This is a genomic window from Chryseolinea soli (assembly GCF_003589925.1).
GTDB classification, from domain to species: Bacteria; Bacteroidota; Bacteroidia; order Cytophagales; family Cyclobacteriaceae; genus Chryseolinea; species Chryseolinea soli.
Genome location: NZ_CP032382.1, coordinates 4,320,014 through 4,342,725, shown reverse-complemented (window position 1 = coordinate 4,342,725; position 22,712 = coordinate 4,320,014). Strand labels below are relative to the sequence as shown.

Below are 22,712 nucleotides of genomic sequence, written 5' to 3'. Positions count from 1 at the left end.
TCTTGCCTGACGAATCTCCAACCTTCATTAAACCATATCGCTATGACACAAACACAGAAACCCTCCAATGCCTTCATCGCCGCGTCGTGGATCGCGCTCCTGGCGGGCATGGTCTCCTTCAACATCGGCCTCTGGAATGCCGAAATGATGCTGAACGAAAAAGGGTATTACTTCACCGTGCTCATGTACGGATTGTTCTCGGCCGTGTCGCTTCAGAAAAGTGTGCGCGACCAACTGGAAGGTATTCCTGTCACCAACATCTATTATGGCCTCAGCTGGTTCTCCACCATTCTCGCCATCTTGCTGCTCGTGGTCGGCCTCTGGAATGCAACCCTGACGCTGAGTGAAAAAGGGTTTTATGCCATGTCCTTTTTGCTGAGCATGTTTGCCGCCATCGCCGTACAAAAGAACACCCGCGACCTGGCCAAAGCCGACAAAGAACAAGAACAACCTTAGTTGACAATCGACTGAAAATAAAAAAAAACGTCCTGTTATCCAGGACGTTTTTTTTATTTCAAAGTATCACGAAGCCGCAAGCTTCTATGTTGACAGCTTAGAATTTAGCCGATTTCTTCACGATCTTGCCCAGCTTGCCTTTCAGCTCTTCAAACAACACTTCGGTTGCATCCTGGCAAAGGGGTTGGATCTTGTTTACGTCCATGATCGGAATACCGCCTACCGCAGGTACTTTTCCTTTCGAAACGCCTTGCTCGCGGATGCGGAAGACCTTGTCGCACTTCTTGTCATACATGAACATGTTCAAATAGGCCACAGCACCGGCGGCAAAGCCCATGGCACGGGGTTGAAATTCGTAGTCCATCGTTACAAACAAAATGCCATCGGCCTGGGGGAAGATCTTGGCCAGGTTACAAGGGTCACGTTTTTCTTCTTTCAGTAAGCCCTGGATATCGCCATAGGCCCAGACAAAGCCCTTCACCACGGCATACTGGATGCCCATGGACTTGTTGAAGCCGCTGGCCGTGTCGGCCAACATAGACGACTTGAAGTTCTGATAATCGGGATTGCTGCTGATCTCGTTTTGGTCGATCAACTTGAAAGGAAAGTCTTTTGCAAAATCGTTCACAAAACGTTCGTAGGCTTTGTCGACGAGCGGCGCAAGATTGAAGTTGGGGTCCTTCATCAACGATTCGCCGATGGTGCTCATGCCGGTACCACCGATTTTTTTGTCGCCGAAAAATGTAACGAGGGCTACTTTTTTGTCCTGGCTAAAGCCGGTCAAAATCAAACTAAGAATGAGGGATGCAGATAAAATGATTTTTCTCATAGATAAGGTTTTAGGTAAACGTTCGAAAGATACGGGGACTTACCCATATTTCTTCACGGACAAATATTAAGATATTATGCTGCATTCGCGTTGCCACGTAATAATTCCGTCCCTTTTTCAAGAATTCGGGCTGACTTGACCCTTAAAACAGGGAGTCCAGTAGGGTTAGGGTGGTTATTTCCTCAGGTCGGCATAACTGATCAACTGGACGCCGCTACGGCGTATAGCCTCCCGTATACGTTTGTCCATAAACAAATCCGTTACCCCCTGCCGGTCCGTTGCCACATTCTCATAGCCAATATGGAAGATGGCCTGTAGCTCGGGGGTGTTCAGACCTGGATGGTCCACGAACAAGTAGGTTTCCCCGGGCTTTAGCGTTTCCAGCATCGCCAGGAAACTGCTCACCTTCTCTTCGAAGGTTTGATGCGGGCCCTTGTAGCCTATCCCCTTCACCCCTCGTTCTGCAGGGTCGATATCTATCTTATATTCCACGGCTAACCGTTTGGCCAGCTTCTTCACTTCGGGGTCCATGTCATAGCACCCCATGTGGGCGCTGATGTGGCTTATGCGCGGGATCTTTTTCAAGGCCAACCCGATCTGTGCACGCAACTCTTTTTCGATGTCGGCCAGCGTCCATTTGTTTTCTGTGAGCGATTGTCCCGGGTAATTCTTGTTGGGCCAGATCATGGGATAGAAATAGCCGTCGGCATCCGTCAGGCTAGGGCACGCCGACACGGGGCGGTATTTTATGTTTTCCCATTCGCTGGTCAGGGCAATGTGAATGCCCACGTCAACGGCCGGGTTGTCGCGCAGCAGTTTCACCGCTTCCGGGAACCAGGGCGAAGGCACGATCACTTCAATGGAGGTTTCGATGCCTTCCTTATAACTCTTTATCAAAGCCTCGTTGCCCGCGTGCGAAAAGCCCATGTCATCCCCGCGCACGATGAGTCGCGGGGGCGTTTGAGCCTGAAGTATCGAAGTGGCCAGCAGCAGGATGGGGAGTATGTATTTCATGCGTTCTTTGTTTTGGGATGGATCTTAATTATGGGTTGTCGCTTCAAAGACGTAGTCGCCGCTGGTGATCTCTACCACACCATAGCCGTTCACATAACGCACGTGCTTCGACATGCCTTCCTTACCGATGATGGTGCCGTTCTCTTTCAGGTCACTGCCGGGCGCGAACGGGATCCACACTTCGCCACGGGTGTTGGCGGGTATAGACACCGTGAGCTGAAAACGGTTTTCCTCTTTTTTCCATTCACTCACAATCTTTCCCTGGACGGAGGTGTAACTTCCCTTTGCCCACGTGAGGTCGCCCGCCGGCTGCGGCTTGATCTGTATTTTGCGGAACCCGGGTGCCAGCGGGTTGATGCCCAGCAGCGAGCGATAGAACCACTCGTCGATGGAGCCGAACATGGGATGGTTTTGCGAGGGCGCGTTGTCGGGATATTCCCACGACTCCCACAAGGTAGTAGCACCTTCCTTCAACATAAATCCCCACCCGGGATAATCTTTTTGATTGGCAATGCGATACGCCACTTCATTCTGCCCGCTTTGCCGCAGCACATCAAACATCATTTTGACACCAAAGATGCCCGACGCCACGTGATCCTGATGACGCGCAAACTCGCTCATCAACACTTCCCATGTTTTCTCCTTCTCCGGCGACAAGTCATACCACAAGGCAAACAGCTGTGCCGACTGTGTGCTGTTGTCGAACCGGCCCGTATGTGGCACCAGGTATTTCTCCACGATGCGTTGCTTGATCTGTCCGGCCAGCTTGGCATACTTCACAGAATCATCAGCTTTTTTCAAGATGCCCGCAAACTTCGCCGCCAGCAATGCGTGATGATAATAGAACGCCGAGGCACTGAAGGCTTCCGGTTTCGGATCGATGGCCACATGATCGCTGATGTCCCAATGAAAGAGGCCGTCGATGGCTTTGGCTTGGAGGAAGGTCATTTGCCGGACCACGTTGTCGTATTGCGTGGCGATGATGCGCTCGTCGCCATAAAATTCATAGAGTTGTTCCTGCAGGTAAGGAAAACCGAGCTGCCATCCCAGCGGGCCCGACTCATCGCCCAGGCCTTTGTCGGCGATGCCGGTGTAGGGGGCCGTTTCGGTGATGCCGCCTTCGGGTCGCTGCTCGTTGGCGAAATCGTGCACGGCCTTGGTGTAGAAGTTACTCATGTCGAAGTTGTACATAAAGGCGTTTGCTGTCACCACCATGTCGGCACCATAGCCCATCTTTTCACGGCCGGGACAATCGGATTGCACGCTAAACACGTTGCTCAGAAAAGTCCATTGGATGGCTTCGTGTATTTTGTTGAACATGTCGTTGGAACAGGTGAACTCGCCGTTGCGGGTCAGGTCGGCATTCATACGCAGGCCCTCGATGTTGTCGGGCGTTGGTTTGCCGGGCCACCCGGTGATCTCCACATAACGAAAGCCATGGAAGGTGAAGCGGGGCGACCAGGTCTCGGTGCCTTCGCCCTTCAGCGTGTAGCTGTCTTCCTGCCAGGCCGTGGCCGGTGCGCCCGGGCCGCCGTTCATGTTCCAGAGGGCTTTCAACTGGCCGGCTACGGTGGTGAGATAATTCAATGTGCCATCGGGGAGCAAGGCCTCGCCGTAGCGCAGGCTGATCTTGGTTCCCTTCTTTCCTTTCACGGTGACGCGGGCCACACCGGCAAAATTCTGACCCATGTCGGCAATGTAGACACCGGGTTTTATTTCAAGGATCCGGGTGGGCTTTAGCGTGCGGGTGATGCGGATCGGGGGCTGCAATTGAGCGTGCAGCGTGCCGGCCGGGCCTTCGGCTAAGGTTGCATTTTTCCATGTGTTGCCCGGTGCCTTCAGCCCACTCCAACCCTTCACTTCCAGGCGCGCGTCGTAGTGCTCGCCCAGGTAAACATTGTTGCGCACGATGGGGCCGTTGGTCGTTTGCCACGAAGCATCGGTGCCGATCACTTCGCGGGTGCCATCGGCATAGTTCAAATGGATCTCTGCCTTCACGCAAGGCCGGCCCGTCTGCTGAACCGTGCGCAGGTTGAAGCGGCCAAAAAGTCTCAGGGGCAGCGGGTCCCACCAACCATTGCCCAACATGACACCGATGGCGTTCTGGCCGGGCTTTAGCATGACGGTGATGTCGTGCGTGACATAAAGCGCTTCTTTTTTATAGGTCGTCCACCCCGGGTCCAGCACGTGGTCGCTGATCTTCTTTTCGTTTAGATAGGCTTCGTAATAGCCCAACCCGGAAATGTAGAGGCGGGCGGAGGCGAGTTTCTTTTGGACATTCAGTGTTTTTCTAAACAGCGGCATGGGATCGTCCTTGTAGAAATCCTCATCGCGCGCGGGTAGGGTGCTGCCGTTGTCGATCCACCTGGCCTGCCAGTCGGATGTTTTCAACATGGCGGTTTCAAACCAGGCTTCATCACTCCAGCCGGAGGGTTGATCGTGCGCATCATAGGTGCGCACTTTCCAGTAATAGCGGGTGAAGGGGAGCAAGGGTTCGCCTTCATAGTCGATCTGGGTGTTTCCATTTTGCATCACCTTTCCGGTAGACCAAACTGTGGATTGTCCGCCTTCCTGGCGAACCATGATCTCATAGGCCGTTTGGTACTGATCTCTCGCCGCCGTTTGAAAATTCCACCCCAACCGTGGCGTGCCCGTATCGATGCCCAGCGGATTATTTTGGTATTCGCAGGTGAGGTGAGCCGGTTGGAGGAGCGACGTGCGCTGTGCAAAAGAAGCGGAGACGAGGAGAAAGGCAAGCAAAAAAGAAATGAGCGTTTTCAAGATCGTGCTGGTTTAGGGAGAAGATGCTTTTCAAAAATATCGGGTATCACAGGGATGGCTATCCTGGGCTGTCGGGCAAATGGCGTTCCGCATGCTCATGAAAGTTACGCAACAACACGTCCTCCTGAAATAACCCGGAAGTGAAATTTTTGAACTACATTTCAGGAATTATGAAGCTCCATATTTACCCCGACTATAAAAGCCTCAGTCGCGCCGTGGCGGATGTCGTCGGTTTGTATATTTCCAAAAAACCCAAGTCGCTGGTCTGCCTCGCCTCGGGCCATACGCCGATGGGCGTGTTCGAATGCATGGTGACCGATATTTTGGACAAAAGATTGGATGTGAGCCAGTGCACCTTTGTGGGTCTCGACGAATGGGTGGGCTTGGGCCCGCAAGACGATGGCTCGTGTCGCACCATGATGAACGATTCTTTTTTTATTCCCGCCAGCATCCTGCCCGAGCAAATTCATTTCTTCGACGGACTGGCGACCAATCTGCAACACGAAGCGGACCGCATCAATGCATTGATCAATAGGCATCATGGTTTGGATGTTATGCTGGTGGGTGTCGGCACAAACGGGCACATCGCCATGAACGAGCCGGGAACACCCTTCGATGCCGCAGCCCATGTGAGCACGCTGGCTGAAGAAACAAAGACCGTCGGACAAAAATACTTTTCCCAATCCACCCGTCTTGACAAGGGCCTTACCCTGGGGCTAAGACATGTCCGCGAAGCGAGACTGCCTATCCTCATTGCCAACGGCTATACGAAGAACGCCATTTTGAAAAAGGCCCTTAAGCTTCCCGCTTCCGAAGCGCTCCCGGCCAGCATTTTTCAACAGCTGGAACACGGCGTGGTGATGGTCGATGCCGAGGCTGGTGAGGCCTTGTAGCTCCCGTGAGGTTACACCAGCCGTATCTCACACAACTCCTTCCCTATTTCCTGCATGCCCTCTAAGATCTTCTCCGTCTGTTTTGCCGAAGGCTTTTTCACGCCTTTGACATATTGGATCAAAAGCGTGTAGTTCATTCCCAACCGGTTCGAGAAAGCCTTTACGTTGATGGGAAAGATCTCAAAAAGATTGCCCAGATCGAGTTGGAAGTTGAGATCACGCGCGGTGACCTTCCTTCCTTTTCCTTCTTCGTCAAAATAGAGGTTCAGCGATTCGACCATGTTCGAGGAGAGCTCCGTCAAGGTCTTTCCGGTGGTGAAGGCAGGATACTTTTCACAATAGGCGGAAAAGCCTGTGCTTGTTTTTTCAATTTTTACAACCAGTTTCTTCATGATGTTTGTTTGAGAGTCACTAAAAATTCTTCCTGTTAAAGGCCCGCTTTTTTCTGAATGTTTCTAAGAAGCCCTTTACCAACTTCTGCACTACCATGGTTGGGCACGGAGATGAAGGCCTTCTCTTTTTCCGGATGCTTCATGATCACATGCGATCCGTTTTGCCTGTCCACATACCACCCGGCACGCTGAAGCGCGCGCAGCAATTCACTTGATTTCATAGGTTTCCATAGCTGCCAACGTTCTGCAACAAAGTAAATAAAAGTTTACCTAACCTCCAACAATAAAGTAAATAATAATATACCTGATAATGATCATAAACCTCTTAATCCCAATGCACTAACCGGGCCAATGCGGACTCTATTGATTATCAGATAAATAACCTTTAAATGCGATAAAGGAGGACCTACGCGCGGGAGAATCCCTGCACTTCTTGTGTTACATAAAGATTTCTTAATCTATCCACAGCATTTGAAATACCGTGGTAAACTTTCCTGCTCGCCACAATTTTTAACCGATGATGGACATCGTGACATCGCGTAGTTGTAAAACCAGGAATCATCTACACCGCCCGTTGATAAAAGTTAATATGATCGGCCGTTCAGCGCGCCTAACCTTTAGCGGCGATGAACAAAGATGCTCCGCGCAAACGCGAATACCCTTAACTCAAAAATAATTTACGCTTAATACTAACTACTAAATATTTAACGAGTGCGATATGCAAGTGAAAAACAGAAGGACAAAAAAGCAGATGAATGTTATTTACATGGGATTGATTATGGCGATCTGCATCAGCAGCGTTTCGCTGGCACAGTCGACCTACACCAATCCTTGGGCGCTCAAGGATGTGGGCACGTTGCCGCCAGTGGCCAGCCTTACGGGCGGCGTGTGGCTGAAGGGTGATTTGCATGTGCACTCGCGTCACAGCAAAGAGTCGTCGAACCATCCCATCTCAAAAATTATAGACTTTTCGAAAGCCGCTGGCATCGATTATGTCTGCATCACCGATCACGACAACCATGTCGACGGCGATGTGGCACATCACACCTGGGCCGATCCGGAGTTTAAGTCAGAGTCGGTGTTGCTTCTATACGGCGCCGAATGGACAACGACGCGTGGACATGGCAATGTCTTCTCGGCCAAACCTTATGAGCATCAGCGATTATATGACGTGCGCGATCAGCGGGATGTGAACGTTGGGGCGGTGAAGAAGGAGCTCGGCATTCACCTTTCGGCCAACCACCCGAGCGGGAAAGATCATTTTGGATACTCTTATGATATGCTCGAATCCATCGAAGTCTGGAACTCGGCCGTTTGGCCCAAGAACGCCAATGCGATCATGATCTGGGACGACATGCTTTCATCGGGTCGCAAGCTGACAGGCCGCGGAGGAAGCGACGTACATCATGGTGCACCTGACACGCCCGACAAGGCCACGAAGAATACCGTGCAAGTAAAAGCCAACAACATCGGAACGCCCACCACCTGGGTATTTGCCACGGCGCGGACTTCGCAAGCGGTGGTGGACGCCCTTACCAACGGGCGCGTTTCCGTTAGCGCAAATCCTTATGCACCCCGCGTTGAATTCTTCGCCGATCTCGACCAGGACGGCAAGATGGACATGATGATGGGTGACAACATGAAGCCTACCGGAAAACCCGTCAAGTTCCGCGTCCAACTCAGCGGCAATAGCGTCGCCGGGGAATACACGGTACGCGTGATAAAGAATGGCAATCCGTTCGACACGTTGCAAGTGAACGCCAAGACGCCTTATGTCGAGTTTACGGACACCCCTGCAAACCTGGGCAGAACATACTACCGCGTGATGATCGAGGGCACGCCCACACCCTACCCGCAGGTGCCTGAATCGATGGCACTGAGTGAGAACATGATCGCGCTGTCGAACCCGATCTTTTTCAATTTCGATCCGAAGTTCTGAGCATAAACATTGTTTAAGGGCCGATGGCGTGAGGGATCGTCGTGGTGCGATCCCTTATGCATTGGCCAATCCCCTGTCGAGGTGAACATATCCGCCGTCCACATAGACCAGCTGTCCCGTGGTGTGGCTGGAGCGTTCCGAGAGCAGGAAGGCAACGGCGTTGGCGATTTCCTCGGCCGTGGTCATGCGTTGGCCCAGGGGGATCTTGGATTCGATCTCGGCTAATTTTTCTTTGGGGTTGGGCAACGTTTGGATCCATTTTTCATAGAGCGGCGTATAGCATTCCGCGACGATGAGGGCATTCACCCGGATGTTGTATTTCAACAACTCGACAGCCCACTCGCGCGTGAGCGCATTGCGGCCACCGTTGGAGGCTGCGTAGGCAGAGGTTCCACCCTGACCGGTCTCGGCAGTCTTTGAACCGATGTTTACGATGGCACCGCGGGTTTCTTTCAATGCGGGGAGTGCGTAGTGCGCCATGAGATAGTAGTGGATGAGGTTCTTATGGAGCGACGCTACAAATTTTTCGTAAGAGCCCTTCTCCAAACCCACACCATCGTTCACACCGGCGTTGTTCACAAGGCCGTGGATCTTGCCATATTTTTGCAAGGTCGCCTTCACGGCACGTTCCGACGCTTCGGGGTCTGTCAACTCTGCCACAATCTGGAAAGCTTTGCCACCGGATGCAATCACTTCGTTGACGATCTTTACGTTGTCTTCTTCGCTGCGGCCAACGATCACAGGAATAGCGCCTTCGCCGGCCAGCACTTTCACGATGCCTTCGCCGATCCCTTTGGCACCGCCTGTGACGATGATCACTTTATCTTTCAGGAGTAAGTCCATATGTAAATATTTTTATAGGTTATAGAATTTCGTTGCGTTGATTCCAAAGATAGCGTCTTGCTCTTTTGCACTGAAGGATGAAAAATAGTTTCGTACCAGGTCATACACTTCAGCGTAAGCGGCAGCCACCAGGCAAACCGGCCAGTCGCTGCCAAACATGAGCCGGTGTGTTCCAAAGGCTTCGGTTACGGTGTCGAGGTAGGGAACAAAGTCGCCGGGCTTCCAGCGTTTCCAATCGGCTTCGGTCACCATGCCCGAGACTTTACACCACACGTTGTCGTGTGCCGCTAAGGCTTGTATGCCTTTCTTCCATTGCGATAGGTCGCCTGTGCGAATGGAGGGCTTGGCCATATGATCCAGCACAAAGGGTTGATCGGGAAACGCCTTTACAAATTTCTCGGCGTAAGCCAGTTGATCCTGGTAGATGAGTATGTCGTAGGTGTACCCGAATTTTTTCAATTCCCCAACGCCCCGCATAAACGCTGCGTTCAACATGTAGTCGCGCTGCGGTTCGCCTTGGAGCACATGGCGGAAGCCTTTCATTTTGGGGAACGCCTTGTAGTGCACCAATTGATCCTCCACATCGTCCGCTTGCAGATCCACCCAGCCGACCACGCCTTTTACAAAATCGTGACCTTCGGAATTTTTCAACTGAAAAACATTCTCCGCCTCCGACTGGTCGGACTGCACGATCACACACCCCTCGATACCCTGTGCATCCAACAAGGGTTTCAGGTCGGCCGGAAAAAAGTCACGTTGAATGGTGGACATGGTGGCGTCGATCCAACTGTCGCGAACGGGATCGAACTTCCAGAAATGTTGGTGGGCGTCGATGCGCATGCCGGGGTGTTAGAGTTGAAAGATCTTTTCCATGGGCATCCACTTCTCGCCGGGCTTGGCGTGGGGAAGCGGTTTCTGATAGTTCCACATCAGCTCTTCCCATTGCTGCACCTTCGGGTTGGCGGCATCTTGCTGGGCTTTCGCCTGCGGATCGAAGCTGTCGGTGGTTTCCATGATCATGAAGAGCCGGTTCAGGATGCGGTAGATCTCCATGTTGGTGATCCCGGCATCCAAAATGCTTTTCCGGATCTCGGGCCACACATTGCGGTGCCAGAATTCGTATTCAGAGATCAGCGCAGGGTCATCTTGCAAGTCCAGGGCGAAGCAAAAACGTTTCATAGTACGCTTTCCATTTTTATTGGTGGCTTTGACGGGGTTAGGAAAATTGCTCTCCTATCCCACGTACTTTATTTACAATCGTATGTAGGTCCTTAAATATAGTAGGATTCCTGCAAGACAAACAATTTATCTTATTTCCCCTCCGCCATAGCGCTTGACAAAAAAAGCATTTTCGTATTTTCGCCCGTCCTTTAAAGAGGCAAACGAAAAACGCGCACGACATGAAGGCATGGCTTCTCTCCGTAGGAAATAAAATCAAAAATGTTTTCCTATTCCTGTTTGCCGCCCAACTCATCTACATCATCATCCTGAAATGGGTGGACCCGCCCGTCACCGCCACCCAACTCATCAGTTGGGTAAAGGGCGACGGCCTGAAGCGCGACTACATCCACCTGAACGACATGTCGCCCAACGCCTGCCTGGCCGTCATGGCCTCCGAAGACCAGCTCTTCCCCGACCACAACGGCTTCGATGTGAAAAGCATCAAGAAGGCCATGGAGATCAACAAGAAAAAACCAAACCGCCTGCGCGGCGCCTCCACCATTAGCCAGCAGGTGGCAAAGAACGTTTTTCTGTGGCAAGGCCGCAGTTGGCTGCGCAAAGGCCTCGAGGTTTACTTCACCTTCATGATCGAGGCGGTGTGGGGAAAGAAACGCATTTTGGAGATGTATCTCAACGTGGCGGAGATGGGCAAGGGCGTATTCGGCATAGAAGCTGCATCCCGGAAATTCTTCAATAAGCCGGCCAAAAAGCTCACCCGCACAGAGGCGGCCATGATTGCGGCCTCGCTTCCTAATCCGAAGAAATATACGGTAAAGCCCGTGTCAAAATACATCGCCAAACGCTACCCCTGGGTTATCCAGCAGATGAATTTCCTTGACGGCGACGAGGACATCCAGGCGCTCATGCCTGCAAGAAAGCAAGGTAGATAGCGACAGACTCGTCCTGAAAATTAACCGGATTTATCCCTGGATTTGCCACAGGCTGCGGTAGCCTCCCCTCGCCGTCTATCTGGTTTTTACATCAACGGCGACAGCAGCCCTGGATTGTCATTGTTTAAATCGGAATTCTTCCTTTACCTTTCGTATTCCTTATTACCATGACTCTTCCCACTATGAAACGACCATTCTATTTTATCCTTTTCACGCTATGCTTGTCAACCGCCCTAAGCGCTGCACCCAAGCGTGAATTCTACGAGATCAAGATCTACCACGTCGCCAACAGCACCCAGGAACAACGAGTGGAGAAGTTTTTGAAAGAGGCCTATCTGCCCGCGTTGCACCGGGCGGGGATTGCCAAGGTGGGTGTTTTCAAACCAGTTGAAACCGACACCACGTTTGGTAAACGTATCTATGTGCTTACCCCTTTTGCCTCGATGGACCAGTTTGTTAAACTTCCGGAGACCTTGTTAAAGGACAAACAATACGAGTCGTCGGGCACGGATTATCTGAATGCCCCATACGACAATCCACCCTATGCCCGCATCGAGACCATCCTGCTCCAGGCCTTCACCGGCATGACCCAACTGGAAGTTCCCAAACTCTCCACACCCGTTACGGAGCGTGTCTATGAGTTGCGCAGCTACGAAGGGTATACCGAAAAAATCTATCGCAACAAGGTAAAGATGTTCAACGACGGCAACGAAGTGGCCCTCTTCAAGCGACTGGGTTTTAACGCCGTGTTCTACGCCGAGGTGATCTCCGGCAGCCGCATGCCCAACCTCATGTACATGACAACCTTCACCAACCAAGCTTCCCGCGACGAGCATTGGAAAGCATTCACCTCGGACCCCGAGTGGAAAACGCTGTCGGGCATGAGCGAGTATCAGCACAACGTGTCGAAGATCAATATTTATTTCCTGCGGCCGGTGGGGTATTCGGAGATCTAGAATCAGGAGCCAGGAGCCAGGAGTCGATCTTCAGTAGTCAGTAGCCAGTGTTTATCGCTTTAAGAGCAATGAGCACTGGCTATTTTGTTTTACCGGCGTCTGATTGGGTATTGGCTGGGAACCACTGACTAGTGATGAGTGATACGTAACTAATGGCTGATGGCCGACCACAAGCCAGGGCTACTGGCTACTGAATTCCGCTCCCCAATTCTGGCTCCTGGCTCCTGGCTTCTGGCTCCTTATTTCACCCCCGCCATCACTTGCCGCAACGAATTATAATCCGCATCCGATGCCTTTACGAATCCCTCGGAACCATAGAGTTCGCGGAGGATTTCTTTTCCCTTTTGTTCCGTAGTGAGTTTCACCAAAGCGACATAGAGCTTTCGCGCGGCTTCGGGGTCAAAGGCTTTGGAGAAGACGATGGGGTCGTTGGGAATGGCTTCGGTCTTCACAAGGGTGATCACTTTCTTTTCCACATCGGGGTATTTGTCTTTGACGCGGGCGCGGGCGTCGTGCATTTCGCCGTCGGGGCCGGGTGGGGAGTAGAAGGCGGCGCCGGCGTCTACTTTGCCTTCGTATACCATGCGCACGACTTCATCGTGTTTTTTGGCAAACACTACCTTGGCGGGCTTGATGTTGTTTTTGTCCAGGATCTGTTTCGGATAGAGATAGCCCGACGTGGAGAGCTCGTCGGTGTAGGCGATGCTTTTGCCTTGAAGGTCTTTAATGCTTTTGATGCCTGAGCCGGCACGGCAAATGATCTGGCCATAGTATACCGACTGGCCATAGCGCAACGACCGGAGTTTTACCTGGGCGCCGAATTTTTCGTGGGCCAGCACATAGCTTTGGCTGCTCATGATGGAGAAGCAGGGCTCTTTTTGCCCGAACTTATCAACCAACTCGTCGTAGGTGGGTGGCACGCCCAGCTTGATGGTCATGCCGGTTTCCTTTTCCAGGAAGTCTTTGATGAAGTTGCCGCTCTTCTCCATGGACTCGACTGAGACCGAGGGTGTGAGGTAGAAATAGACGACCGGTTGGGTCTGCCCATGGGCAGGGCCAAAGAGAAGAAAGGATGTCACGATCGAAACGATCAGCACAACCAACTTTGATTTTCGCATGGTGAGGGATTTAGGGGGTCTTTTTAAAATTTTACTTAACGCTTTTGCACCTTCGGGGAGCATTTATCGGCCATCCCACCTTGCTGACAACACTCTCCCGGCCTTCTTGTTCTTCCTGCAGTAAAATCAAATATAGCCAGCTTTTCAAACTGTGGAAACCGCGAAAGAACGATCTGGAAGGAATTTCCGGCGTATGGTCCGCAGGATAAGCCCGGCCAACGAAAAGGCCGGAAAAGGCGTTTTGGGGATGTGTGATAATTTTAGTTTTTTCGAACCTTAATTAGCTGTGTTTTCATGAAATATTCCCTTTTTCTGTCCGCCGCCCTCCTTTTCCTGCTCGCTGCTTCCTGCACAAAAAACTCGAACGCCGACTCCGAAGCACCCGTGGACACCCTGGCTTTGTCCTACAGCGTCCTGAAAACGCTGCCCCACGACCAGGAAGCCTATACGGAGGGGTTGCTGATCGATAAGGGAAAAGTGCTGGAAAGCACCGGCCTGAACGGAAAATCGTGGGTGGCCGAGGTGGACCCGGGAACGGGCGTCCACACCAAAAAGATCGTGCTCGACGGGCAGTACTTTGGCGAAGGCATTTCGGTCATCAACAATAAATTGTATCAGCTTACTTATCGCACTGGGGTCGGGTTCATCTACAACGCCACGACCTATAAACAAATCGGTGAGTTCAAGTTCAGCAACGCCGAAGGCTGGGGCATGACGCATGACAACAAAAACCTGATCATGAGCGACGGCACAGAAAAACTGACCTACCTCGACACCGCCAACCTGAGTGTAGTGCGCACGTTGACCGTCACCAACGAAGGCCAGAAGCTGAAGAACGTGAACGAGCTGGAGTATGTGGACGGGTATATCTATGCCAACGTCTATGAAACCTCCTGGATCGTGAAGATCGACGCCGCTTCCGGAAAAGTTGTGGGGAGAGTGGACCTTTCGCCGCTCACCGAAGAAGTGCGGCGGATGTATCCCAACATTGATTATTTGAATGGCATCGCCTACGATGTTAATTCCAAAGCATTCCTGGTGACGGGAAAGAATTGGCCGAAGGCATTCCTCATCCGCATCCAGAAGCCTGCCGTAGCAAATCCTTAATCGTCCTTCTTCGACCGGTAATCGTCACGCTTCCGGTGTGAACCCTTGGATCGTTTTTACTTTCCGCTAACGTGCATTTTGCGCTCGGCGAAATGCTTTACAGCAAACCCGATCATCAATCCAAAGCATGCAAAGCCCAGCACGATGAAGAGCAGGTTGTCTTCAAACACAGACGTCTTGATATCCAGGAACCGGCCGATGGAATAGCCCACGGCATTCACGGTCGACGACCAGATGAGCCCACTCAACAAACTGTAGAACAAATATTGCGCGGGACGGATGTTGCTCATACCGATCACGATGGGAATGATGACCCGGAAGCCATAGAGGAACCGGTACGAAAACAATATTTGTATTTTGTGAGTATCGAAGAATTGTCGAACAGGTGTCAGCTTTTCTTTTAACGCCGGGCGTTTCTCAACAAAGTATTTCCCATTCAACCGGCCGATGGTGTAATAGAGCCAGTCGCTCACAAACGAACCGGCAAACCCGAAGAGGATCGTGTAAGGCGCTTCGAACAAGCCTTGGTGAATGAGCGACGAAGCCACGAGGATAGCGGTCTCGCCCTCAAAGAAGGTTCCGATGATTAAAGCAATGTACCCGTATTGATCCAGAAAGTTTTCCACGCTGTTTCATTTACTTCACTTCCCTAACACCGCCGTGTAACGAAAGTTACCTAGTCGTCGGCGGGCTGGTCGAGTTTACAAAAATTGTCCATGCCCAGGTGCATGAGGGCATCTCCCGCATTGATGACGGGTATGTTGTTGAGGCCGATGACAAACGCTGTCTCCGGTGCCATCACTTCTTCTTTGAATTCCCCGAAAGGGTCGGTAATGGTTCCCACCCACTCGCCTTTGTGCACCAGTTGCCCGCACTTCACGTTGGGTTGAAACAGGCCCGCGTGGTGCGCGCGGATCCAACTCGTGTTCCAGACGATCCGGTTCTCGTCCGTTGCCTCGGGCGCCACGTCGATCATGTTCAGGTGTTTCATGACGCGCAGTGTGCCGGCAATACCGATTTCGATCGCCTGCTGATCAAAGCGCAGCGACTCGCCACCTTCGTACACGATGATGTATTTGCCTCGGCGCGCGGCTTCTTTGCGCAGGGAGTTGGGGCGGTACGGGGCATCGATGGTGAACGGGGCATGAAAAGCTTCGGCGAGTTTCAGGTTGGTTTCGTGTCGCAACACGGCCCGCACCTGGGGGTAGTTGGCGCGCATGGCGCCTCCGGTATGAAAGTCGATGCCGATGTCGATAAGGGGGATAACGTCGTGCATGAGGTGATAGGCCACACGGCTGGCCAGCGACCCCGATTTGTTTCCGGGGAACGACCGGTTGATGTCCTTGCCATCGGGCACGTCGCGCGAGTAGTTGAGGAAGCCGTACATGTTCACGATGGGCATGCAGATGGTGACGCCACGCTTGGGTTTGTGCAGGCCGCTGTCGAGCATGCGGCGCACGATCTCCATGCCGTTGATCTCGTCGCCGTGCATACCGGCCGTGAGGGCCAGCACCGGGCCTTCTTCCACGCCCCGCGACACGTAGATGGGCGTGTCGATCACGGTATGCGAAGGAAGCCTTGCAATGTTGATGTCTATTTCCTTGAATTCCCCGGGCAGGATCTCTTGCCCGGCTATGACGATCTTACGCAATGGTGATAAGGGTATGTGAAATCATGCGTTAATTTTATCCTTCTGTATCTTCTTCTTCCCCGCATTTTTCTCAATATACTGAAAAATCTTCCCAGCGATGTCCACCTTGGTGGCGCCTTCGATGCCCTCCAGTCCGGGGGATGAGTTCACCTCCAGGATGAGTGGCCCGCGAGCCGAAGGTAGCATATCCACACCGGCCACGTCAAGACCCATTTTTTTAGCGGCAGTGATGGCCGCCACTTTTTCGGCGCGGCCCAGCTTCACCACCTTGGCGGTGCCGCCGCGGTGCAGGTTGGAACGGAACTCCCCTTCCTTGGCCTGCCGGCGCATGGCACCCACCACTTCGCCGTTCACGACGAACGCGCGGATGTCGGCACCTTTGGCCTCTTTGATAAATTCCTGTACGATGATGCGGGCATGCAGCCCGTGAAAAGCCTCGATCACCGACTTGGCGGCCTTTTTGTTTTCGGCCAGCACTACACCCAAACCTTGTGTGCCTTCCAGCAGTTTGATCACCACCGGTGCACCGCCCACGGCTTCGATAATGCCTTCCGTTTCACGGGAGTAGTCCATGAAGATCGTCTTGGGCAACCCCAACCCTGCGCGCGAAAGGATCTGCAGGCTGCGCAGCTTGTCGCGCGAGCGGATGAGGGCCTGCGACTCTACGGCCGTGAACACCTTCATCATTTCAAACTGCCGCACCACCGCGGCACCGTAGAAAGTGACCGACGCGCCGATGCGTGGGATGATGGCGTCGAAGTAGTCGAGGCGTCGTCCCTGGTAAAGCACTACGGGGTTTCTCTTTTCGATAAAAAGAACGCACTTCATGTGGTCGATGATCTCAACCTTATGGCCACGCGCCTCCCCGGCCGCCTTGAGACGGCGGGTAGAATACAGCTTGGCGTTTCTCGACAATATGGCGATGTTCATGAGAGACTGGTTTGCTTTACGCGTTATCGATTTTTACTCTTTTGCGCCCGGCGCTGCCGGCGTTTTTCCTGGTAGGAAAGGTTCTTTTTGGTCACGTCGATGAGAAAGCGGTTTCGCAGGATCTTCCGCCCGATCAGGATCGGAAATTTAAGAGAACCCCGGTTGCTGAGCGAGAACTCGGTCGTTATCTCTTCGTTAAAAATTTTGAGCGTGGTGTGGATCACAAACCGGCGCTCGACTTCACCAAAGGAATTTTTGATCATGCGCTCCTCGAATTCGCGGAAGGTAAACTTCATTCCCGTAAATTCCGGATGCTCTTCATCCAATAGAATAAATTCAAGTACGCCGTCGATCACTTCGGCCCGGTGACAATGGAGGCTGGAAGTGAAGGCCCCGGTATCCACCTTCGCGTGAATATTTTTCAGCCCCAGCAAGGGTAAGTCAACCCGGTCGTAACGTCCTAGAATATACATGGCGGCATGGTAAGGGATGCCAATATGCGGAAAATAAAAAAGCCCTGCCAGTGCAGGGCTTTTTTAATATTTATAAGAAGATGTTAACCTTTCACTTTGAAGGCAACAGCGGTATTCTCCCATTTCAATTGCACTTCGTCTTTGCCGAGGGCGATGTTGAACGTTTCAACGGCAGCCGAAGTTTTGGTGGGTTTCACCGTCACGCGCAGCACATCGTCTTTATCCTTGTAGCTGTAAGCGCCCCATTGTTTTGCGTCTTTGTTGATGATGATGGTCCACTCATTTTCACCAGGGATGGTGAAGAGGGCATATTTGCCGGCAGGCAGGTCTTTGCCTTCGAGTTTTACAGGCTTGTCGAATTCAATGGTCGTCGCGTCGTTAGCACCGGTTCTCCACACTTCACCGAAGGGAACAAGGCCGCCCATGATCTTGCGGCCGCGGGCTGAGGGTTGACAATAAACGATCTTTACATTGGCGGCTCCGACTTTGCCTTCCACAGTGGCCTGGGGGCTGGCGGGTTTATCCTGGGCAAATGCAGTGGTGAAAACGGTTGCCAGGGCCACCATCAGAAATGTAATTCTTTTCATACGTTGTTTAAGTTTGGTTTAAAGTGTTTTACGATGTTGTGTATACGTAAAAATGCCCCGAGTAGTCGGGGCATTTTCTCTAATTTATATAACAACCTGTAAACTACTGTAAGAACGGTGATATTGCCGGTTTGGTTTGTATCCTTCGGGTAAATTTTTCAGAAAAATTAACACCGCAACCCGGCCGTTATCCGGATTCTTTCTAACGTATTGAACGGCAGTAATTTCACCGCTATTCGTCTGGAAAGCCTATGGCGTTGCACAACAAAAAGCTGAACCAAAGCCTTTGGTTTGGGATGATCGTTTTGGAAAATTTGCGGTTATCGACCGAACGGATTCAACGCTGAAAGTGCGCGCTTGCCGCCGCCCATTTTATTCATGGTCTTCATCAGTTTGCGCATGTCGCCAAACTGTTTTAACAGTTGATTGACCTGCTGCACCGTCGTGCCACTGCCCGCGGCAATACGGTTCTTGCGACTGCTGTTGAGGATGTCCGGATTCTCGCGCTCCTGCAACGTCATGGAGCGGATGATGGCCTCGATGGGTTTGAAAGAGTTGTCATCGATGTCGACGTCTTTGATGGCTTTGCCCATGCCGGGGATCATGCCCAACAGGTCTTTCATATTTCCCATCTTCTTCACCTGTTCCAATTGCGACAGGAAGTCGTTGAAGTCGAACTGATTTTTACGGATCTTTTTGTTGAGGCGGGCCGCTTCTTCCTGGTCGAATACTTCCTGTGCTTTTTCCACCAGCGACACCACGTCGCCCATGCCCAGGATCCGGCTGGCCATACGTTCGGGATAGAAGCGGTCGATGGCTTCCATCTTTTCGCCGAGGCTCATAAACTTGATGGGCTTGTCCACCACGCGGCGGATGGAAAGCGCAGCACCCCCGCGGGTATCACCATCCAATTTGGTGAGCACCACGCCATCGAAATTGAGGCGGTCGTTAAAGGCCTTGGCCGTGTTCACAGCATCCTGACCGGTCATGGAGTCGACCACAAACAAAGTTTCGGAAGGATTGAGGGCGGCCTTCAAACGGGCGATCTCATCCATCATTTCTTCATCCACCGCCAAACGGCCGGCGGTATCGACGATCACGATGCGATGGTTATTTTTCTTGGCGTGCTCAATGGCCGCCTTGGCGATCTTTACGGCGTCTTTGTTTTCAGGCTCGGCATAAACTTCCACGCCCACTTGTTCGCCCAATACTTTCAACTGGTCGATGGCGGCGGGACGATAGATATCGCAGGCGGTGAGCATGACGGAGCGGCCTTGCTTTTTGAGATAGTTGGCCAGCTTTCCGGAGAATGTGGTTTTACCCGAACCTTGCAAACCGGCAATGAGAATGACGGCCGGGCTTCCTTCAATTTTAATGTCCTCGCTTTGACCGCCCATGAGGGCCGTCAGCTCGTCGTTGGTGATCTTCACCAGCAACTGGCCGGGCGAAATGGCCGTGAGCACGTCCTGGCCCATGGCCTTGTCGCGGATCTCGTCGGTGACTTCCTTGGCGACCTTATAGTTCACGTCGGCGTCGATGAGCGCCTTGCGGATTTCCTTGATCGTGGTGGCCACGTTAATTTCACTGATCCTTCCCTGTCCTTTCAGGCTCTGAAAGGCTTTATCCAGCTTAAGACTTAAATTATCGAACATGGATCGTCGTATTATTTTTTAAAAATGAATTCAGGATGCTTAAAAACGGGGTTTTCCGTTCCCTCCCAGTGGGATAAGGGGCCAAAGTTAAGGCGCTGAGGGCTAAAGAAAAAGCGGAATAATTTCTTCTTTGATCCGCTGCCGGATCAGCGAAAAGGCATGGTGCATGGCCTCCTTTTCGGAAGTAGTTTGATTGACCAGGTCCACCACTTTCACGGCGCCCAGTTCCAGCAGTTCGGCCGGGGTCAGGTCGGACGTTCCGGCCAGGATGAACAAGGGCTTGCTGTGTTTTACGGCCAGTTCCGAGACGCCTTTCACCACCTTGCCATACAGCGTCTGGTGGTCCACTTTTCCTTCGCCCGTAAAAATGATGTGGCTTTGGGCCACCTTCTCTTCCAGTTTCACAAAGGATTTCAAAAAATCGATGCCCGGCTGAAAGTTGATATTCAAAAAAGCCCTCGCTCCCGCCCCAATCCCGCCGCCCGCCCCGGCGCCGGGAAAGTTAATGTCCACCCCAAGCTGGCGCTCTACCACGGCCGCAAAATTGCGCAGGCCGTCGTCCAGGCAAGCGACCGCCGTTGCGTCGGCACCTTTTTGGGGACCAAAGATCTGTGCGGCTCCTTCCGGGCCATACAAGGGATTGTTCACGTCACAGAGGGCGGTGAAGGTAATTTTCTTTAGGGTCGGGTCGATGTGTGAAGCATCGATGCGGTGTACATGAATCAGATTTTTTCCCACGGGCAACAACCGCTCACCCTGTGCATTGAGAAAGATAATCCCCAGGGCATCCAGCATGCCCATGCCCGCATCGTTGGTGGCACTGCCGCCAATGCCGAGGATCACCTTTGTGATGCCCTCGCCGATCGCATGATGGATCAATTGCCCTGTACCACGTGTCGAGGTCTCCAGCGGATTTCGTTCTCCCGGCTTGAGCCATTGCAAACCCGAAGCGGCGGCCATCTCGATGAAGGCTGTGGTGCCGTCGCCGGATATGCCATACGTTGCGGGCATGGGTTGGAGGCGCGGGCCGGAGACGGGTACGCTTATTTTTTGCCCGTGGCTGAAATGGGTGAGCATGTCGCAGGTTCCCTCGCCGCCATCGGCCATGGGCAAATGGAGCGCGTGGAAATTGAAACCGCCTTCGCGCATGCCCTCTTCCATGGCCTGGCAAACCTGCGCGGCATGGAGTGAGCCTTTGAATTTATCGGGCGCGAAAAGAATCGTCATCATAGCCGGCGCGGGTAAAGAGAGGGTTGGTGTTTATTGCCGGAAGGGAATATACGGAAAAGTTTCGCCCGCCTTAAAAACGGATGCTGTGGCCGGCAATTCCAGGAAACCGGTAACGTTTTTCAAGTTGGCAAAATCACCCGAGCCACCACCCGCGTCGGGATAGGCCATCAGTTTTCCATTTTCATTTTTTACCGTCACCTGCAAAAAGTAGGTGAGCGATGGTGCGAACGAGAAATCCGCCGCCAACACCGCATACAATAAATCGGTTGACGTCTTCAAACTCTTCATCACCCACGGCCGGATATAGCGATAAAAACACATGTAGGTAGACACCGGGTTGCCCGGCAGCGCAAACACCGTTAGCCCCGCACCGGAAACACCAAACCAAAAAGGCTTACCCGGCCGCTGGCTCACCTGGTGAAAAAGTTTCTTCACCCCCAACGCCTCCAGGGCGTCGGGCACAAAATCAAATTTCCCCTTGGAGACACCGCCCGATAAGATCAGGACCTCGGCGGTCTGGGCGATCTTCTTCAGGCCTTCGATCATCGATGCTTTGTCATCCTTCAAATGATGGATCGCACCCTCCCAACCCAGCGTCTTCATCGCGGCTTGCAGAGCGTAGGTATTCGAACGGCGGATCTGATGCGGAAGGGGGATGTCATCGATGTGCACCAACTCGTCGCCCGTGGAGATGATGGCTGCCTTGGGGAATACATAAACCTTCACGCGGCTTTTACCGACCGAAGCCAGCAAAGCAATTTCAGCGGATGATAAAAGTATGCCGGGCTCCAGTAACACACTGTCTTTCTCGGCGTCGACGGCTTGCCGGTGAATGAATGCATTGTCGGCGGCCATCTCTGAAGTGACGTGCGCTGTCGCATCCTCTATGCGAAGGTCTTCATACCGGATCACCACGTCAGTTCCTGCCGGCATCGGTGCGCCGGTCATTACTTCGATAGCGTTTGTTTTTCCTTTTAATGTTTTACGGGGCTCACCGGCAGCCTGCACGGCCTCCAATGGAAAAGTGCGCTGCCCCATCTTCCACGCATCGCGGCGGATGGCGATGCCGTCCATGGCCACGCGGTCGAAGGGTGGGAAGTCGCGGTCGGCCGTGATGCGTTCGGCCAGCACCTTGTTCACGGCGTCCGTGAGGGAAACGGACGTGGTGGCGGGTTGGAACAGATTTGAAAAAACGACCGAGGCGGCTTCTGCTACGCTTACCATGTTAATTCTTTTTACCTTTACTGGCACCCAAGATACATGAGTACAGACCAATTTACACACATCGACGACGCGGGCAATCCCCGGATGGTCGATGTTTCCGAAAAGAAGCCCACCACCCGCACCGCCAAAGCCCAGGCGCTGGTTCAGGTTGGCCCGGAAATTCTGCAACACCTGCAGGGCGACGAGCTGATCACCAAAAAAGGCCCTGTCTTTCAAACGGCCATCATCGCCGGTGTGATGGGCGCCAAACAAACCGCATCGCTCATTCCGTTTTGTCACCCACTAGGGCTGGAAGATTGCCAGGTGCACGTCGCTGTACGCAACAACAAGATCGTGATTGATAGTGTTGTCACCATCACCGCGAAGACGGGTGTGGAAATGGAGGCGCTTACGGCAGTTACCGTTGCCGCCCTCACGGTTTATGATATGTGCAAAGCCCTGTCGCATAACATTGTGATCGAGGAAATAAAACTGATGAGCAAGACCGGCGGCAAAAAAGATTTCCACCGCTAACCCTACCCCGCTA

Annotated in this window: 24 protein-coding genes; 7 read left to right on the top strand and 17 right to left on the bottom strand. The window is 52.6% G+C overall.

The features are described 5' to 3' along the window. Window positions 1–42 precede the first annotated feature (42 nt). Window positions 43–456, top strand: coding sequence for an inner membrane protein YiaA (gene yiaA / locus D4L85_RS18610; protein WP_119755713.1), 414 nt, complete (start codon window positions 43–45; stop codon window positions 454–456). 97 nt (window positions 457–553) lie between these two features. Here the strand turns inward: yiaA and D4L85_RS18605 are convergent, their stop codons facing one another. The 3 genes from D4L85_RS18605 to D4L85_RS18595 all read right to left on the bottom strand — a co-directional run bounded on the left by D4L85_RS18605 (window position 554) and on the right by D4L85_RS18595 (window position 5,080). After that, window positions 554–1,285: a hypothetical protein gene (locus D4L85_RS18605; protein WP_160143824.1), complete on the bottom strand. Its 732-nt coding sequence runs from the start codon at window positions 1,283–1,285 to the stop codon at window positions 554–556. A gap of 174 nt (window positions 1,286–1,459) precedes the next feature. After that, window positions 1,460–2,299 (bottom strand): polysaccharide deacetylase family protein, encoded by an 840-nt coding sequence (locus D4L85_RS18600; protein WP_119755711.1) that lies wholly within the window; start codon window positions 2,297–2,299, stop codon window positions 1,460–1,462. A gap of 24 nt (window positions 2,300–2,323) precedes the next feature. After that, window positions 2,324–5,080 carry a family 78 glycoside hydrolase catalytic domain gene (locus D4L85_RS18595; protein ID WP_228450527.1) on the bottom strand — a complete coding sequence of 919 codons (2,757 nt, stop codon included), beginning with the start codon at window positions 5,078–5,080 and terminating at the stop codon, window positions 2,324–2,326. Between the two features lie 170 nt (window positions 5,081–5,250). Here D4L85_RS18595 and D4L85_RS18590 point away from each other — a divergent pair, with 170 nt between their 5' ends. Continuing rightward, window positions 5,251–5,973 carry a 6-phosphogluconolactonase gene (locus D4L85_RS18590; RefSeq protein WP_119755710.1) on the top strand — a complete coding sequence of 241 codons (723 nt, stop codon included), beginning with the start codon at window positions 5,251–5,253 and terminating at the stop codon, window positions 5,971–5,973. Window positions 5,974–5,984: 11 nt separating this feature from the next. On the opposite strand, the gene D4L85_RS18585 is transcribed toward D4L85_RS18590, so the two are convergent. Together D4L85_RS18585 and D4L85_RS18580 are read right to left on the bottom strand one after the other, a co-directional pair. Further along, window positions 5,985–6,365 (bottom strand): XRE family transcriptional regulator, encoded by a 381-nt coding sequence (locus D4L85_RS18585; protein WP_119755709.1) that lies wholly within the window; start codon window positions 6,363–6,365, stop codon window positions 5,985–5,987. A gap of 35 nt (window positions 6,366–6,400) precedes the next feature. Further along, window positions 6,401–6,586: a type II toxin-antitoxin system HicA family toxin gene (locus D4L85_RS18580; protein WP_119755708.1), complete on the bottom strand. Its 186-nt coding sequence runs from the start codon at window positions 6,584–6,586 to the stop codon at window positions 6,401–6,403. A 530-nt stretch (window positions 6,587–7,116) separates the two neighbouring features. Here D4L85_RS18580 and D4L85_RS18575 point away from each other — a divergent pair. Then, window positions 7,117–8,304 carry a CehA/McbA family metallohydrolase gene (locus D4L85_RS18575; protein ID WP_119758851.1) on the top strand — a complete coding sequence of 396 codons (1,188 nt, stop codon included), beginning with the start codon at window positions 7,117–7,119 and terminating at the stop codon, window positions 8,302–8,304. Window positions 8,305–8,358: 54 nt separating this feature from the next. On the opposite strand, the gene D4L85_RS18570 is transcribed toward D4L85_RS18575, so the two are convergent. The 3 genes from D4L85_RS18570 to D4L85_RS18560 are packed head-to-tail and all read right to left on the bottom strand — an operon-like array spanning window position 8,359 to window position 10,326. Next, entirely contained in the window at window positions 8,359–9,147 is a 789-nt protein-coding gene (locus D4L85_RS18570) for an L-fucose dehydrogenase (protein WP_119755707.1), read from the bottom strand. Window positions 9,148–9,159: 12 nt separating this feature from the next. Further along, window positions 9,160–9,987: an amidohydrolase family protein gene (locus D4L85_RS18565; protein WP_119755706.1), complete on the bottom strand. Its 828-nt coding sequence runs from the start codon at window positions 9,985–9,987 to the stop codon at window positions 9,160–9,162. A gap of 9 nt (window positions 9,988–9,996) precedes the next feature. Continuing rightward, on the bottom strand, window positions 9,997–10,326 hold the full coding sequence (locus D4L85_RS18560) for an L-rhamnose mutarotase (RefSeq protein WP_119755705.1): 330 nt from the start codon (window positions 10,324–10,326) through the stop codon (window positions 9,997–9,999). A gap of 221 nt (window positions 10,327–10,547) precedes the next feature. On the opposite strand from D4L85_RS18560, the gene mtgA reads away from it, so the two are divergent. Continuing rightward, window positions 10,548–11,258, top strand: a complete 711-nt coding sequence (gene mtgA, locus D4L85_RS18555) for a monofunctional biosynthetic peptidoglycan transglycosylase (RefSeq protein WP_119755704.1) — start codon at window positions 10,548–10,550, stop codon at window positions 11,256–11,258. Between the two features lie 182 nt (window positions 11,259–11,440). Beyond that, the gene (locus tag D4L85_RS18550; protein ID WP_119755703.1) at window positions 11,441–12,214 is read left to right on the top strand and encodes an NIPSNAP family protein; all 774 of its coding nucleotides are present in this window, start codon (window positions 11,441–11,443) and stop codon (window positions 12,212–12,214) included. Between the two features lie 239 nt (window positions 12,215–12,453). Here the strand turns inward: D4L85_RS18550 and D4L85_RS18545 are convergent, their stop codons facing one another. Further along, the gene (locus tag D4L85_RS18545) at window positions 12,454–13,332 is read right to left on the bottom strand and encodes a phosphate/phosphite/phosphonate ABC transporter substrate-binding protein (protein WP_160143823.1); all 879 of its coding nucleotides are present in this window, start codon (window positions 13,330–13,332) and stop codon (window positions 12,454–12,456) included. Between the two features lie 294 nt (window positions 13,333–13,626). Between D4L85_RS18545 and D4L85_RS18540 the strand changes: the two genes are divergently transcribed. Continuing rightward, entirely contained in the window at window positions 13,627–14,439 is an 813-nt protein-coding gene (locus tag D4L85_RS18540) for a glutaminyl-peptide cyclotransferase (protein WP_119755701.1), read from the top strand. 56 nt (window positions 14,440–14,495) lie between these two features. On the opposite strand, the gene D4L85_RS18535 is transcribed toward D4L85_RS18540, so the two are convergent. From D4L85_RS18535 to D4L85_RS18500, 8 genes are all read right to left on the bottom strand, one after another. Further along, entirely contained in the window at window positions 14,496–15,065 is a 570-nt protein-coding gene (locus D4L85_RS18535) for a DedA family protein (protein WP_119755700.1), read from the bottom strand. 50 nt (window positions 15,066–15,115) lie between these two features. Then, entirely contained in the window at window positions 15,116–16,090 is a 975-nt protein-coding gene (locus D4L85_RS18530; protein ID WP_119755699.1) for a succinylglutamate desuccinylase/aspartoacylase family protein, read from the bottom strand. A 21-nt stretch (window positions 16,091–16,111) separates the two neighbouring features. Then, complete coding sequence (gene rimK / locus D4L85_RS18525) at window positions 16,112–17,020, bottom strand: 30S ribosomal protein S6--L-glutamate ligase (protein ID WP_119755698.1); 909 nt, start codon at window positions 17,018–17,020, stop codon at window positions 16,112–16,114. Between the two features lie 23 nt (window positions 17,021–17,043). Further along, window positions 17,044–17,493: an ATP-dependent zinc protease family protein gene (locus D4L85_RS18520; protein WP_119755697.1), complete on the bottom strand. Its 450-nt coding sequence runs from the start codon at window positions 17,491–17,493 to the stop codon at window positions 17,044–17,046. 83 nt (window positions 17,494–17,576) lie between these two features. Further along, the gene (locus D4L85_RS18515; protein WP_119755696.1) at window positions 17,577–18,080 is read right to left on the bottom strand and encodes a DUF2911 domain-containing protein; all 504 of its coding nucleotides are present in this window, start codon (window positions 18,078–18,080) and stop codon (window positions 17,577–17,579) included. 320 nt (window positions 18,081–18,400) lie between these two features. Next, window positions 18,401–19,732: a signal recognition particle protein gene (gene ffh, locus D4L85_RS18510; protein WP_119755695.1), complete on the bottom strand. Its 1,332-nt coding sequence runs from the start codon at window positions 19,730–19,732 to the stop codon at window positions 18,401–18,403. A 102-nt stretch (window positions 19,733–19,834) separates the two neighbouring features. Continuing rightward, the gene (locus D4L85_RS18505) at window positions 19,835–20,962 is read right to left on the bottom strand and encodes a glycerate kinase (RefSeq protein WP_119755694.1); all 1,128 of its coding nucleotides are present in this window, start codon (window positions 20,960–20,962) and stop codon (window positions 19,835–19,837) included. A gap of 30 nt (window positions 20,963–20,992) precedes the next feature. Further along, a complete protein-coding gene (locus tag D4L85_RS18500; RefSeq protein WP_119755693.1) occupies window positions 20,993–22,186 on the bottom strand; it encodes a molybdopterin molybdotransferase MoeA in 1,194 nt (397 codons plus the stop codon). A 36-nt stretch (window positions 22,187–22,222) separates the two neighbouring features. On the opposite strand from D4L85_RS18500, the gene moaC reads away from it, so the two are divergent. Beyond that, window positions 22,223–22,699, top strand: a complete 477-nt coding sequence (moaC, locus tag D4L85_RS18495; RefSeq protein ID WP_119755692.1) for a cyclic pyranopterin monophosphate synthase MoaC — start codon at window positions 22,223–22,225, stop codon at window positions 22,697–22,699. Window positions 22,700–22,712 lie beyond the last annotated feature (13 nt).

Bases quoted from the DNA above. Each gene is read 5' to 3' on its own strand.
- yiaA (WP_119755713.1), top strand. From the start codon at position 43: ATGACACAAACACAGAAACCCTCCAATGCCTTCATCGCCGCGTCGTGG.
- D4L85_RS18605 (WP_160143824.1), bottom strand. From the start codon at position 1,285: ATGAGAAAAATCATTTTATCTGCATCCCTCATTCTTAGTTTGATTTTG.
- D4L85_RS18600 (WP_119755711.1), bottom strand. From the start codon at position 2,299: ATGAAATACATACTCCCCATCCTGCTGCTGGCCACTTCGATACTTCAG.
- D4L85_RS18590 (WP_119755710.1), top strand. From the start codon at position 5,251: ATGAAGCTCCATATTTACCCCGACTATAAAAGCCTCAGTCGCGCCGTG.
- D4L85_RS18585 (WP_119755709.1), bottom strand. From the start codon at position 6,365: ATGAAGAAACTGGTTGTAAAAATTGAAAAAACAAGCACAGGCTTTTCC.
- D4L85_RS18580 (WP_119755708.1), bottom strand. From the start codon at position 6,586: ATGAAATCAAGTGAATTGCTGCGCGCGCTTCAGCGTGCCGGGTGGTAT.
- D4L85_RS18575 (WP_119758851.1), top strand. From the start codon at position 7,117: ATGAATGTTATTTACATGGGATTGATTATGGCGATCTGCATCAGCAGC.
- D4L85_RS18570 (WP_119755707.1), bottom strand. From the start codon at position 9,147: ATGGACTTACTCCTGAAAGATAAAGTGATCATCGTCACAGGCGGTGCC.
- D4L85_RS18565 (WP_119755706.1), bottom strand. From the start codon at position 9,987: ATGCGCATCGACGCCCACCAACATTTCTGGAAGTTCGATCCCGTTCGC.
- D4L85_RS18560 (WP_119755705.1), bottom strand. From the start codon at position 10,326: ATGAAACGTTTTTGCTTCGCCCTGGACTTGCAAGATGACCCTGCGCTG.
- mtgA (WP_119755704.1), top strand. From the start codon at position 10,548: ATGAAGGCATGGCTTCTCTCCGTAGGAAATAAAATCAAAAATGTTTTC.
- D4L85_RS18550 (WP_119755703.1), top strand. From the start codon at position 11,441: ATGAAACGACCATTCTATTTTATCCTTTTCACGCTATGCTTGTCAACC.
- D4L85_RS18545 (WP_160143823.1), bottom strand. From the start codon at position 13,332: ATGCGAAAATCAAAGTTGGTTGTGCTGATCGTTTCGATCGTGACATCC.
- D4L85_RS18540 (WP_119755701.1), top strand. From the start codon at position 13,627: ATGAAATATTCCCTTTTTCTGTCCGCCGCCCTCCTTTTCCTGCTCGCT.
- rimK (WP_119755698.1), bottom strand. From the start codon at position 17,020: ATGAACATCGCCATATTGTCGAGAAACGCCAAGCTGTATTCTACCCGC.
- D4L85_RS18520 (WP_119755697.1), bottom strand. From the start codon at position 17,493: ATGTATATTCTAGGACGTTACGACCGGGTTGACTTACCCTTGCTGGGG.
- D4L85_RS18515 (WP_119755696.1), bottom strand. From the start codon at position 18,080: ATGAAAAGAATTACATTTCTGATGGTGGCCCTGGCAACCGTTTTCACC.
- ffh (WP_119755695.1), bottom strand. From the start codon at position 19,732: ATGTTCGATAATTTAAGTCTTAAGCTGGATAAAGCCTTTCAGAGCCTG.
- D4L85_RS18505 (WP_119755694.1), bottom strand. From the start codon at position 20,962: ATGATGACGATTCTTTTCGCGCCCGATAAATTCAAAGGCTCACTCCAT.
- D4L85_RS18500 (WP_119755693.1), bottom strand. From the start codon at position 22,186: ATGGTAAGCGTAGCAGAAGCCGCCTCGGTCGTTTTTTCAAATCTGTTC.
- moaC (WP_119755692.1), top strand. From the start codon at position 22,223: ATGAGTACAGACCAATTTACACACATCGACGACGCGGGCAATCCCCGG.